Origin of the sequence: Bacillus sp. 7894-2 (genome assembly GCF_002272225.1) — a bacterium.
Classification (GTDB): Bacteria; Bacillota; Bacilli; order Bacillales; family Cytobacillaceae; genus Cytobacillus.
In genome coordinates, this window is sequence record NZ_NPDG01000006.1 from 21437 (window position 1) to 35381 (window position 13945).

The 13945-nt window shown below is 42.9% G+C and carries 11 protein-coding genes and 1 pseudogene; 10 read left to right on the forward strand and 2 right to left on the reverse strand.

Annotated elements, in window-relative coordinates:
* Positions 1–110: 110 nt before the first annotated feature.
* Positions 111–236, reverse strand: a complete 126-nt coding sequence (locus CHI10_RS22565; RefSeq protein WP_258549827.1) for a hypothetical protein — start codon at positions 234–236, stop codon at positions 111–113.
* 229 nt (positions 237–465) lie between these two features.
* Between CHI10_RS22565 and CHI10_RS01405 the strand changes: the two genes are divergently transcribed.
* Both CHI10_RS01405 and CHI10_RS01410 read left to right on the forward strand, forming a co-directional pair.
* The gene (locus tag CHI10_RS01405; RefSeq protein ID WP_095242495.1) at positions 466–2115 is read left to right on the forward strand and encodes a catalase; all 1650 of its coding nucleotides are present in this window, start codon (positions 466–468) and stop codon (positions 2113–2115) included.
* Positions 2116–2256: 141 nt separating this feature from the next.
* A pseudogene (locus CHI10_RS01410) lies at positions 2257–2960 on the forward strand (gamma-glutamyl-gamma-aminobutyrate hydrolase family protein).
* A 47-nt stretch (positions 2961–3007) separates the two neighbouring features.
* Here CHI10_RS01410 and CHI10_RS01415 read toward each other — a convergent pair.
* Positions 3008–3901: a LysR family transcriptional regulator gene (locus CHI10_RS01415; protein ID WP_095242496.1), complete on the reverse strand. Its 894-nt coding sequence runs from the start codon at positions 3899–3901 to the stop codon at positions 3008–3010.
* 139 nt (positions 3902–4040) lie between these two features.
* On the opposite strand from CHI10_RS01415, the gene ystJ reads away from it, so the two are divergent.
* The 8 genes from ystJ to CHI10_RS01455 all read left to right on the forward strand — a co-directional run bounded on the left by ystJ (position 4041) and on the right by CHI10_RS01455 (position 13877).
* On the forward strand, positions 4041–5246 hold the full coding sequence (ystJ, locus tag CHI10_RS01420) for an NADP-dependent malic enzyme (protein ID WP_095242497.1): 1206 nt from the start codon (positions 4041–4043) through the stop codon (positions 5244–5246).
* 137 nt (positions 5247–5383) lie between these two features.
* A complete protein-coding gene (locus CHI10_RS01425) occupies positions 5384–5680 on the forward strand; it encodes a hypothetical protein (protein ID WP_095242498.1) in 297 nt (98 codons plus the stop codon).
* A 173-nt stretch (positions 5681–5853) separates the two neighbouring features.
* Complete coding sequence (locus tag CHI10_RS01430) at positions 5854–6807, forward strand: ABC transporter ATP-binding protein (protein ID WP_095242499.1); 954 nt, start codon at positions 5854–5856, stop codon at positions 6805–6807.
* Positions 6804–8321 (forward strand): osmoprotectant update ABC transporter permease/substrate-binding subunit OpuFB, encoded by a 1518-nt coding sequence (opuFB, locus tag CHI10_RS01435; protein ID WP_095242500.1) that lies wholly within the window; start codon positions 6804–6806, stop codon positions 8319–8321. The genes CHI10_RS01430 and opuFB overlap by 4 nt, the downstream gene beginning before the upstream one ends.
* A gap of 161 nt (positions 8322–8482) precedes the next feature.
* Entirely contained in the window at positions 8483–9946 is a 1464-nt protein-coding gene (locus CHI10_RS01440) for a spore germination protein (protein ID WP_179288920.1), read from the forward strand.
* A 9-nt stretch (positions 9947–9955) separates the two neighbouring features.
* A complete protein-coding gene (locus CHI10_RS01445; RefSeq protein ID WP_095242502.1) occupies positions 9956–11125 on the forward strand; it encodes a Ger(x)C family spore germination protein in 1170 nt (389 codons plus the stop codon).
* Positions 11126–11129: 4 nt separating this feature from the next.
* Positions 11130–12227: a GerAB/ArcD/ProY family transporter gene (locus CHI10_RS01450; protein WP_095242503.1), complete on the forward strand. Its 1098-nt coding sequence runs from the start codon at positions 11130–11132 to the stop codon at positions 12225–12227.
* A gap of 195 nt (positions 12228–12422) precedes the next feature.
* Positions 12423–13877, forward strand: coding sequence for a Kelch repeat-containing protein (locus tag CHI10_RS01455; protein ID WP_179288921.1), 1455 nt, complete (start codon positions 12423–12425; stop codon positions 13875–13877).
* Positions 13878–13945: the final 68 nt, after the last annotated feature.

Genomic DNA, 13945 nt, shown 5'->3' on the forward strand with positions numbered 1-13945 from the left:
ACCGGGATGCGGACAAATTATTAAATATACCCTTTAGATACTTACAGTGGGAATCTTTATTCAGAAGTGGCAGCAAAAAAGGCAGGAGCGATATCACCTGCCTCACATCCTTATTTTCTTTTCTGAGCCTTCATTTTATTCGCTTCCAGTTCAGCAGCATATTCTTCGTACGTTTTACCCTGCTTTTGACTTTCAGATTGAATTTTTTTGAATTTATTATCATTAAGATTCGGCATGTCTACACCTCCCCCGGACAAGAATATTTTTTACAAAGGCACGAACATTATTCGGATCAAATTAATTAAGTACTTTTAGGCAATAAGGTTTCATTTCCATTTTGATGGGTATTATAACCAGGCAGCCTTTTTCGGAAACGTTTCCAACACTTAACATTTAAAGTAAATTCAGGTATAAAATTTCGAACCCGAAGCAAAATATGGTCATTCATTTTTAGGAGGTTTGAGTGTGGCAGATAACAAAGATATGAATACAGAAAATGAGCAGAATGTTAGTCGTGAGACACTGACAACTCGGCAGGGGCATCCTGTTACGGATAACCAAAACATTCGCACGATAGGCAATCGGGGGCCAGCTACTTTAGAAAATTATCATTTCATTGAGAAGATCTCCCATTTTGACAGGGAAGAGGTTCCGGAGCGTGTGGTGCACGCAAGAGGAGCAGGCGCATTCGGTTACTTTGAAACATACGGAAAAGTGGGTGATGAGCCGGTCGAGAAGTATACACGTGCCAAGGTCTTCTCTGGTGCAGGGAAGAAGACGCCATTGATGGTCCGATTTTCAACCGTGGCCGGTGCGAAGGATTCCCCCGAAACTGCACGTGATCCTAGAGGCTTTGCCGTAAAAATGTACACTGAGGACGGAAACTGGGATTTAGTCGGCAATAACCTGAAAATCTTCTTTATCCGTGATGCGATGAAATTCCCTGACATGATTCATGCCTTTAAGCCTGATCCTGTTTCAAATGTCCCAAATCCTGAACGGATGTTTGATTTTGTATCTCGCACACCTGAGGCTACACATATGATTACATTCGTATTTTCACCTTGGGGCATACCCGCTACATACCGCCACATGCAGGGTTCCGGCGTTAATACGTATAAATGGGTGAATGAAAAAGGGGAAGCGGTTCTGGTGAAATATCACTGGGAGCCCAAGCAGGGAATCCGCAATCTGACACAGGAAGAGGCAAACGAAATACAGGCAAAAAATGTCGGCCATGCCACACAGGATTTATTTGAATCTATTAAACGCGGAGATTATCCGGAATGGGAGCTGTTTGTCCAAATCATGGAGGATGATTACCACCCTGAATTGGATTTTGATCCGCTTGATGATACGAAGCTATGGCCGGAAGATAAGTTCCCTTGGCTGCCAGTTGGCCGCATGGTCCTTGATCGCAATCCGGTGGATTACCATGCAGAAATTGAGCAGGCTGCATTTGGTACGGGAGTACTTGTTGATGGCATGGATTTTTCCGATGATAAAATGCTTCAGGGCCGGACTTTCTCATATTCCGACACGCAGCGTTATCGCGTAGGGGCAAACTATTTGAAATTGCCGGTAAATGCGCCAAAAGCACCTGTCCGTACGAATCAGCAGCGCGGCCAAATGGATACTCGTGACCCTAAAGAGGCAGGAGATAATCCGCATATTAACTACGAGCCGTCAATGAAGGGCGGCTTTCAGGAAGCACCTGAAGAGGGGCGCACACCGCATCGCCCAACCTATAACGCAGCTGCTATGAGCGCTCCGATCGATCGTCCAAACAATTATGGCCAGGCCGGACATACCTACAGGAGTTTTGATGATTGGGAGCGCGATGAATTGATTAAAAACCTGTCTGAGGCATTGGCAGTATGTGATAAACGGATTCAGGATGCTATGATTGAACATTTCACACAGGCTGATGAAGACTATGGCCACCGTGTGAAAGAAGGAATTGAAAAAGTCATGAAGGAATTACAGGCAATGAGCGGGGAAGAGCAAATTCCCGGCCGTGACGCTGGAAGATCTAAGTATGGCCAGGGTTCAATCGCTGAAAACCAGGCATCAAAAGAAGCGGTTGAGAATAGCCGTGAAGCGGATCCATATTAATAGGATACATGGACTGTTCAGAAGTCAGGAATACTGACCTCTGGGCAGTTTTTTTTGTTTTGCTTATTTTTTTTGTGGCAGATAGGACTTCTTCCCGGTTCTATAGAATAATCTTCTAAACTATATAACCAGAGGTGCCGAATGAAACCAATTATTGGAGTTACATCAAATTTAGATGATCAGCAGCTTTCCGTTTCAATGGATAATATTCCATCATTGTTACACGCAGGGGCCGTTCCGATTGTTATTCCTAATCTGCTGGAGGATGACAAAATCGAAAAATTAGCTGAAACGCTTGACGGGCTTCTGCTTACTGGCGGGGGGACATCGACCCAACCCTATTTGGTGAAGAACCCCATCAAAAGCTGGGCAGTATTTGTCCTGAAAGAGATACATTCGAAATCAGCATAATTCAGAAAATGCTCGCTCGTGATAAACCAATTTTAGCCATATGCAGGGGCTGCCAAATCCTCAGTATTGCTCTTGGGGGTGATATGTATCAGGACATCTATTCCCAAATGGGTACACCTTTGCTGCAGCATGGCCAAAAAGCACCCCGCTGGCATGCGACACACTTTGTGAATGTAAAAAGAGATTCTCTCCTCCACAAAGTTACTGGAATGCAAAGCTTTAAAGTGAATAGCTATCATCATCAGGCTGTCCGCAAAATGCCTGAAAACTTTGAGGTGTGTGCAGAGGCCAATGATGGGGTTATTGAGGCTTTTGAGAGTAAAGAGCATCGCTTTGCATTAGGGGTACAGTGGCACCCTGAATGCATGACACAAAAGAATGATAACCCTTCAAAAGCTATATTTGATGCATTTGTTAAGGCTTGTAAACAATAATACAGAAGGTGAAAAGCCGTCGCACTTTTAAAATTTGCGACGGCCGTTCACAGCCCTTCCTCCAAATAAGTCTCAGCACCGGAAATAAACTCCCGGACCGCAAAAGATAAATACTTATCCTTTTTCCAGATCATCCCGAGCTCTAAGTTAACAGCAGATTCAGAGATTGGCATAACCACAAGGTCAGTGCAGTTTATATTTTGACAGATTTTGCTTGGCAGCATGGTGATTCCCAGTTTTCCTTCAACCATTCCCAGCAGGAAGTCCTTTTGCGAGCTTTCACAGACGATATTAGGCTGAAATCCGCTGTTTACGCATTCCTCAATAATCAGATCATATAGGGTGAAATCTTTCCGGTAGAGGATGAAAGGCTCTTTGGCTAATTCTGAAAAGTGCACTTCCTTTTTCGAAGCAAGTCTATGTTCCCGGTGAATAATCAGCATTAAGGGATCCCTTAGGACATTGATTATTTCAAAACTGCTTCCATGAGCCGGAACCGTGCAAATCAGGCCAATATCCAATGTGCCATCTTCCACCCCTTTTTTTATTTTCTTCGTGCCGACTTCTGTTAATTTAATTTCGATCAATGGGAACTTTTCTTTATATTGGCTGATAAGCTTCGAGAAGAAGGCTGCGCCGACTATGGGGGGTATGCCAATTTTGATTTCACCGCCCTTCAGCTCCATCAGATCAGTTAATTCCAATGTCAGGTTCTGAAATGCGTCCAGCACTTTTTTCGCATTGATTAACACCGCTTTACCCGCATCTGTTAATTCAAGCTGCTTCGATGACCGATAAAATAGCGGCACACCCAGTTCCCCTTCGAGATTCTTGATGGCTTTGCTGATGGAAGGCTGGGTGACATGCAGGGTCTGGGATGCTTTCGTGAAGCTTAAATGCTGTGCTACTTCAGCAAAATATTCTAAATGCCGTATATCCAATTACTGCACTCCTCTCATATAACCAAAAGGCATAAGGATTATAGATTATATGTATTTCATTTATGGATGCCACTCATTATATAATAATCTACAACAAATACTGAAAATTAACAATATTCAATAAGGGGAGATGAATAGAATGGATTTGCAGAAGGAATCTTTACTGCTTCATGAGAAGTTTCAAGGGAAGTTAACGGTCGATGTAAAAATGCCGCTGAACAGCATGAAGGATTTAAGCTTAGCCTATTCCCCAGGAGTGGCAGAGCCGTGCCGAAGAATTCATGACCAGCCTGAGAAGGTCTATGATTATACAATAAAAGGAAACTTAATCGCCGTGGTTTCAGACGGCACATCTGTGCTGGGACTTGGCGATATTGGCCCTGAAGCCTCCATGCCTGTTATGGAAGGGAAGGCTGCATTATTTAAAGCTTTTGCAGGGATTGATGCGGTTCCAATTTGCCTTGATACGAAGGATCCCGAAGAAATCATTAAAACAGTCAGGCTGCTTCAGCCTTCCTTTGGGGGCATTAACCTGGAGGATATCGCGGCACCCAATTGCTTTTACATTGAAGAACGGCTGAAGCAGGAAATGAATATCCCCGTTTTTCATGATGACCAGCATGGAACAGCGATCGTAACAGCAGCCGGGTTAATCAATGCGCTGAAGCTTGCCGGCAAAAAAATGGATGAAATAAAAATCGTAATCAATGGAGCAGGTGCGGCAGGGATTGCGATTATCAAGCTGCTCCTTAATATGGGAGCAAAAGATATCATCATGTGTGATACAAAGGGAGCGATTTATGAAGGAAGGCAGGAGCGAATGAACCCTGTCAAGGAGTCTGTCGCGAAAATCACCAATCCAGGAAAACGTAAAGGATCGCTTGAGGATGTTATCATTGGCGCGGATGTGTTCATCGGGGTTTCCTCTGCCGGTGCCTTAACAAAGGAAATGGTCGAGACGATGAGTCCGAATTCCATTATTTTTGCCATGGCTAATCCAGTTCCTGAGATCATGCCGGATGAGGCGAAAGCGGCAGGAGCTAAAGTCGTTGGAACAGGAAGATCCGATTTGCCGAATCAGGTGAATAATGTCCTCGCATTCCCTGGAATTTTTCGAGGCGCCCTCGACGTCAGGGCTACTGAAATTAATGAAGAAATGAAAATGGCAGCTGTCGAAGCTATAGCCGGTTTAATCGATGCTACAGATCTGACACCTGATTATGTCATTCCTGGGCCGCTCGACAGCCGGGTTGTCCCTGCAGTAAGGGATGCGGTAGTAAAAGCAGCCCAGGAAACAGGTGCAGCCCAAATTGAAATTATACTGAACCACATTATAAGCCAATAGTGTGAAATTACCATGTGAAGGCATGTTCAAGTAAAATCCATCATAGTATCCAAAATATAAAGCTGCTGGTTTTGCCAATGGGATTGAACTTATCACTTTCGTCACTATGAATTTATTTGAAAGGGAGACTGATACCGATGAAAGTATACGAAGTAATTGAGACGCAGGAAATGTTCCGTGGTGAAATCATCGAAAACTATTACATTATTTATGAGCAAACAGAAAACAAAGTCTTTGAAAATCGAAACAATTATATGTTTCAGCAGGAAAGATTTTTAGAAGAGACCGTTAATATTTTTATAGGAAACCCACATTCCACCTTAAAGAAAGTAAAAACCTATCCCATTCGCCATCTTGCATTCGGGGATATCCGCGAAGCAATCAGAAAAGACTTTCCGGACCTCTTTAAGAACCTGAAAAGATCTTCCGCTTAATAACAGGCAGCCTCCATGCAGGAGGCTGTTTTTTCTTTGGATTCTTAAAATGGAAATGTTTCCTGTCTATCTGTATGATAGTATAACAGCAAAAAAGAAAACGCAGGCGGACCGTTTTTCGGAAATTTGTTAAGGGAATAATTAGGATGTAAACATATTAGAGGGGTGGAGCAATGATTCAGTTTGAAAATGTCTCGAAACAGTATCGGGATGGTACCAAAGCTGTAGATTCAATCAACTTACATATAAAAGAAGGCGAGTTTTTTGTGATTATTGGTCCGAGCGGTTCCGGGAAAACTACTGTTCTGAAGATGATTAATAGGCTTATTCCTTTGACATCAGGAACGATTTTCATAAATGGTAAACGGATCAGTGACTATGACATTCATGAGCTCCGCTGGGATATTGGCTATGTACTTCAGCAGATTGCCCTTTTTCCTCATATGACGATTGGGGAAAATATCGCGATTGTACCGGAGCTTAAGAATTGGGAGCAGGTGAAAATTAAAGAACGGATTGATGAGTTATTGGAAATGGTCGGATTGGAGCCTGACATATACCGGAGCCGAAAGCCGAATGAACTTTCAGGAGGACAGCAGCAAAGAGTGGGCGTAACAAGAGCACTGGCCGCTAATCCGCCCATAATCCTGATGGATGAGCCTTTTAGTGCACTGGATCCCATTAGCAGGGAAAAGATTCAGGATGACCTAATCAGCCTTCAGAAAAAAATAAAGAAAACCATTGTGTTTGTTACACACGATATGAAGGAAGCTTTAAAGCTCGGCGACCGCATTTGTGTCATGAAGGACGGGGAAGTCGTCCAAATTGGCACACCTGAAGAACTGCTTGCGCATCCGGAAAACGAATTTGTCAGGCAGTTTGTCGGGGAAGAGGCGGGGCAGTACATTGAGGGATTCAGCCTTCATAACCTCCTTTTGCCGGTTTCAGTAATTGAAGAGAGCATGGCAGTCCTTTCAGCCTCGGCTTCACTCCAAGAAACACTAAGCTTATTGGCAGCTCATGATGAAATTGCTGTGGAAGAGGACGGGGAAATCATTGGGCTGGTCAACAGGCAGGCTGTTATCCGTAATTTGGCGGGCAGCATGAAAAGAGAGGTGAGGTCATGAATACCTTGAGCTCTGTTTTTAGTGAAAGAAAAGGCCAATTAGTAAGCGTGCTGATTGAACATATACAGATTTCGCTCATTGCTTTATTTTTTGCAGTCCTGATTGCCATCCCGCTTGGAATATATCTGACTAAAAAGCAAAAAATTGCGGAAGGAATCATCGGGGTAACAGCCGTATTGCAGACCGTACCTTCATTAGCGCTGCTTGGCCTACTGATCCCCTTATTCGGCATTGGAAAAGTGCCCGCCATAATCGCTTTAGTCGTATATGCCCTTCTGCCGATTCTGAGAAATACATATACAGGCATAAAGGAAGTGGACGATTCCATTATTGAAGCAGCAAGGGCAATGGGGATGAACCGGCGCAAAAGGCTCATGAAGGTAGAGCTTCCTCTTGCCATGCCGGTTATTATGGCCGGAATCCGTACCGCGATGGTGTTAATAGTCGGCACAGCTACTCTTGCTGCCTTAATTGGAGCAGGAGGTTTAGGAGAATTAATTCTCCTTGGTATTGACCGGAACAATACAGCTCTGATTATTCTTGGTGCTATTCCTGCAGCCATATTGGCAATCCTTTTTGATATGCTGCTGCGACGATTCGAGCATATGTCTTTTAAACGGTCGCTCACAGCGCTGGGAGTCTTCATTGGCGCAATGATACTGGTTATGGCGACCCCGCTGCTGACAAGAGAATCAGAAGAGAATATTGTCATTGGCGGGAAGCTTGGTTCAGAACCGGAGATTCTGATCAATATGTACAAATTGCTGATTGAAAATGATACCGACCTTAATGTCGACTTAAAACCAGGGTTAGGAAAAACATCATTCGTCTTTAATGCTCTGAAGTCTGGCAGTATTGACCTGTATCCTGAGTTTACCGGTACAGCCATTGCTGAATTTCTAAAAGAGACTGCGGTGAGCACTGATCGCAGAGAGGTATATGATCAGGCGAGAAAAGGAATGAAGGAACAATTCGGCATGGAACTGTTAGAACCGATGTCTTACAATAATACGTATGCTTTGGCAGTGCCTGAGAAACTCGCTGAAGAGTATGAACTGCAATCAATTTCAGATCTAAAAGCAGTCGAGCAAAACATAAAAGCAGGCTTCACCCTTGAATTCTCTGATCGGGAGGATGGCTATCGGGGTATTCAGGAGCTGTATGGCTTGAACTTTCCAACTGTTTTAACCATGGAGCCCAAGCTGCGCTACGGTGCAATCGAAAAAGGTGAAATCAACTTAGTGGACGCTTATTCTACAGATAGCGAAATTGCCAGGTACCACCTCACTGTCCTGGAGGATGACAAACACCTGTTTCCGCCATATCAGGGCGCCCCGCTGTTGAGAGAAGAAACCGCTGAAGACCATCCGGAACTAGTTAAAGCTCTAAACAAGCTGGATGGAAAAATCAGCGATGATGAAATGCGTGAAATGAACTACAAAGTGAATGTAGATGGTGCGAGTCCTGAAGAAACGGCAAGGGAGTATCTTGAGAAGGAAGGATTGCTGAAATAATCCTATCCATTTAGTAAAACAGAAAATAACACTTTGATTCAGCAGCCCTATTTTATAATAAGGCTGTTTTTTTCACTGCAAATTGCTGCTGTTGGCTTACCAGCTGTATAATAATTCCTTCTATGGGGATAGTAAGAAAAAAAGTGATTAAGGTGTTTTTTATGAAGAAGGATATAACGGGTATTTCCAAGGTTTTGAACGAAAATTTATCGTACATTCAAGATGCGTTTCATCAAAATAAAGAACTTATTATCCGTTCGTTTTTTTTCTCTTCCGATACTTCAGGCTGTCTGCTGTATCTCGATACGATTGCAGATAAGAAAACGGTCCAGGAGCATATACTTGGGCCAATTCTAAAACTTAAGGAATTATCAAGAAATCCTATACAGCAAATGGAAAACACAATTGAGATTTCCAAGATTAAGATCGTCTCGGACTTGAATGAAGCAGTAAACGAACTCTCTAATGGAAATACGCTAATATTTATATCCGGCGCTGATTCATGCCTGGCTGCAGACACGGCTGATTGGAAGGATCGTGCGCTTTCACCACCGCAGTCCCAGCGGGTATTAAAGGGACCGCAGATCGGTTTTACCGAGCTTGCCAATAATAATATTTCACTGATCAAACGGTTCATTAAGAATGACCAATTGACAATTGAGGATCAGACGATTGGAGAGGAGACCAATACAGGCGTATATCTTCTATATTTAGCTGATAAAGCAGATCGGGACCTCCTGAAAAATGTCAAAAGCAAACTAAAATCAATTAGACTAAAATCTATTCTGGATTCTTCTTATATTCAGGAAAGCATCTCAGATGATCAGATTACGCCATTCCCGCGGGTTCTCACAACGGAGCGGCCGGATGTTGTGGCCGGCCATTTATTGGAAGGCAAAATGGTGATTATATGTGATGGATCTCCGGATGCACTGATAGTGCCTGCCCTGTTCATCCAATTTTTCCATTCGCCGGAGGACTATTATGAAACATCCATGTTCGATTTTACCAGGCTGGTTCGAATAATTTCTTTTGTTGCTTCAATCTTTCTCATTCCTTTTTATATTGCATTTGTATTATTTCATCAGGAGCTGATCCCCAGTGAATTGCTCGTCAGCCTGGCAGCACAGAGGCAAATTGTTCCTCTGCCATTAGTCATTGAAGTCATTCTGCTCATGGTGATTTTTGAAGTGCTCCTGGAGAGCTCCATACGTTTGCCGACAGGCATCATGCTGGCATTCTCGATCATTGGTACGATTATTTTAGGCCAGTCAGCAGCGGAAGCAGGAATTGTCCAGCTGTCGACACTTGTCGTCATTTCAGCTACATATGTTTTGAATTTTGCTATTCCTGTTCATCCTTTTGGCAATGCAATCAAGGGGATCCGTTATATTCTGGTGTTCTTGGCCAGTACGTTTGGATTGTACGGCATTATCCTGGGAACCATTGTTTTAATTAATCATCTTACATCCTTAAATAGCTTTGGAGTGCCATATTTATCACCGATCACACCGGTGAAAAAAGCCGATTTAAAAGATACTTTTATTCGATTTTCATTAAAAAAGATTATAAATGCTCCCAAAAAATATGATAAGGACGATCTTCTTAAAAATAGCCGTAAATGAGTGATCACAGTGAAATATCTTTATATGCTCTTTATGTTATTATCGGTGGCGGCGGTATTCCTTGCCCCATTGGATAAACATGAGTTGAATGAACTTTCTTTTTCATTTGCTATGGGGGTCGACCATGCAGAGGACGGGTATGAGGTATCCCTGCAGTTGATCAATCCTGCTGCCGTTGCAGGTAAATCACAGGTTCCCAACTCCCCCTATGTAGTTTATAAAGCAACGGGTAAAACAATTGATGCAGCTTTAGAAAGAATTTCTGTAAATATTTCCCGTTATAATTATTTAAAACAGATAGAAGTCATTCTCTTGGGTGAAGCATTCGCCCGTGAGGGGAAGGCCAAGGACGTTTATGACTATATTCTGCATTCTGCACAGATTCCATCTGATGCAAATCTGGTCATTGCCCGGGATGTCAATGCAAGTGAACTGCTGAAGATCTACTCTCCAATTGAAGGATTTTCAGCTTTTGAAATTGAAAACATTCTCCAAAAGCTGGGCAGAGATATTCCTGTGACCGCGACGGAGATCAAGGTTGATGAAATCAAGGAGGGAAAGGATATCGCAATGCCTTTTATTAAAGTAGTAGGAGATCTCAAAAGCGGGAAGGAAAGAGGGAACTTTGAAACGACCAGCCCTGCTCATATTGCTTATGGCGGGCTTGCCCTTTTTAAAGAAGATAAGTTATCAGTGTTCCTTGATTATCGGGATGCTGCCATCATAACCATTCTGCAGGGAGGCGAATCCGGTTTTTCAATTGAAGCAAGCTGCCCAAAAGATGAGAACAACCTATTCACCTTTCGCGTTCTTGGAAATCTGGCCAGAGAAAGACAGGTAGAAACATATGAAGATAAGTATATCTTTCATTATAACTTAAGGCTTTCGGGTGATATAAGCCAGATAAAATGTAATGTGGATTTAGAAAAACCCCATGATATCCAGCTGCTTGAAAGGCAGATTGAAAAAACAATCCAGAATCATGTGCAGGACCTACTCGCCATAGCACAGGAAAATGAGATGGACCCTCTGGGGTTAGGGCTGATGATGAGGGAGAAAAGTCCGGGGACATGGAAGAAACTGAAATCAGATTGGCCAGTACCTATTAAAAATGCGGAAATTAAGCTTAAAACGAATATAAAAGTACAAAATATCGGGCATTACAAGAAGGGAGGCTGATAACATGGAGAACAAACCAATCATTGGAATCATTGAATCAATGTTCGCTATGCTGCTATTCCTGATAGGAAGTTCCGTTATTTTTGGTCTGAATCTATCGGCTGAAAAGGCCTCCTGGATTGTCATTCTTACAGCAGGGACTATCGGGCTCCTTATTTTTCAAATGTATGTTTATATTTGGCAACATAACGATTATATGAACCTTTCCGTGATTTTGAAAAGGAATCTTGGGAAATTTCTTGGATCTGCAGCGTCACTCGTGTATGTCCTTTACTTTGCTTACCTCGCATCCCGCGTTTTAACGGATTTTACCATGTTCATCAATAGTACGCTGCTTTATACCATGAAACCGTTGATTGTAAAACTATCCATTTTCCTCGTTGTTGCCTATACCTACATAAAGGGGCTGGAGGCCTTTATGCGCTCTGCCGTCATTATAGGCAGTGTAACCGTGCTGTTTCTATTCCTGATTCCATTCTGGATTCTCATTAGCGGAATTTTTCACTGGGAATACATTGATCCTATCTTTGAGGTTGATGTAAAGAAAATAGCCAGTATTGTGCCAACGATGGTCACCTTTCCGTACGGAGAGCTCATCGCTTTCCTTATGATTTTCCCTTATTTGAAACGTGAGCACAGATCAGCGGTATCTAAAAAGGGAAGCTTTATTATTATCTTTTTCACGCTATTATTATCTCTTTTTTCATTCTTAACCATTGGAGTACTTCACCCGGAATTAGCGAAGAACTTTACTTTTCCTTTGATAGAGGCCATTGAGCGGGTAACACTTTTTGATTTCATTAAACGGCTGGACATCTTTGCGGTAATTATCATTATCTTCGGCGGTTATTTTAAAATTGCCATTTTTACCTTCGCCGGAATGAATCTTGCAAAATCCAGCATGGCAAAGGTTAAACCACAGGTTGTGACGGTATCTATCCTAGTGATCATTCTTCTGCTGTCATACGCATATGCAGAAAATCTTTCACAGCATCTGGAGATAGGACTGAAGTTTGTGCCGTTATTCATCCATTTGCCGCTGGCGATTCTTTTGCCCTTACTTTTGTTTATCATTACATTTATAAAAAGCAGAATAAAATAATCGGAACTAGATGATCTTCCTTGTTCCTTTTAGATTTTTTCCATCAAGCCTTCTAAACAATAGAGTACAATTCAATTGTATAAGTAGAGGCCTTTCACCAATTCCCCGTAATTCTTCCCTTGTCCAAGACATTAGCCCCTGCGTTTTTCATACTTTCGCATATTCTATTAAAAAGCGAAAAGAGGTGTAAAAACGATGGGGTTTAATGTAAGTGGTTTTAAAAAGATAACCCCGGTTAATGGGTTTGACAAAACCAATCCCGACAATGCCATGCAAAACAATTACGCATGGTCTGTTGCTGAGTTTGAGGAGTATCTTTATGTTGGGACAGGCCGGAATATTGTCTATTCTGTCCTCGCGGGCGGTGTTATTTTTGGCGACATGGAAGTGCCTGAGGAATTAACACCAAAGAATCCTGATTTCAGCGGTGAAATCTGGCGATATAAAAAAGATGGAAGCTGTAAATGGGAGCGGGTCTTTAAAGAGCCTTCCCTCGGAATTGTCGGCTTCCGATTTATGATTCCCTACACATCTCCATCTGGCGAGTCTGCTTTATATGCCGGCTGTGCTACTTTTAGTCCGAACCTGCTCGTTTTAAAATATACAGATGAGGAAGGATGGCGTCCGCTACCGAGTTTATTGCAGGGCGGATCAACAAGGACAATGGTGGTTCATAACAATAAACTCTATTTGGCTGCACTCCCGGGAAATGAACTGCAAGTGTCCAATACGCTGCTTTATGTAAGTGAAGATCCCGAAAAGAATGGCTGGGAGCAAATCGATCTATCAGGGGATCCGGAAATAAATCCCCAGGGAAATGGAATCATCATGTCAAGCTTCAATAATCGGTTATATATTGGGACAGCCCTGCCTGAAGGCTTTCAATTATGGAGATCAGAAGATGAGAATCCGAGAGCAAACAGCTGGAAAAAGGTTGTAGACAGAGGGGCGGGCGATGCAAGAAATGAGGTGCCATTAAGCCTCGAAATCTATAAGGGTTATTTATACCTTGGGACAGCTGTCTATTTTGGCATCTTCAGCCTTGATCCGAATGATCGGCTTGTAACTCCCAAGGGCTTTGACTTAATCCGAATCGATCAGAATGATCAATGGGAACTGGTTATTGGAAGCAAGCCTGTTGAACCTTCGAACCCTGAAACCGGGACGAGGGGCACGGCTATTAGCGGTATTCCATCCGGTTTTGGCAATATTGCGAATGGCTACTGCTGGCAGCTGAAAGAATATAATGGCTGGCTTTATCTTGGCACCTGGGACTGGACAGATCTTGTTCCGCCGCTTCTACCGGAAGTCCTGAAAAGCCTGTTGGATGAAAATCCGCTGTTGAGCAGCCTGCCGATCGAATGTATATCTGACTTGTTCTTCGCCTTAATTTCTCCGGCAACCCGCTTAACATTTGGGTTTAGCCTGTGGAAGTCCCCAGATGGCATTCATTGGTTTCCGGTAACGATTAACGGACTCGGAAATCCGAAAAATTATGGATGCCGGAACCTGTTTGTTTCTGAAAATGGCAATCTCTATTTGGGAACGGCTAATCCCTTTGAAGGCTGCGAGGTTTGGGTGAAAGAGAAAAAGAAAAAGAATTGCCTGGATCTGTTTAAGAAAATGCTTCCGGATGGACAATCCTCCTGATAGTAAGGCAGGAAGTAACAGCAAAACAGCACCTGAACATTAGCTCAGGCGCTGTTTTATTTTTATTT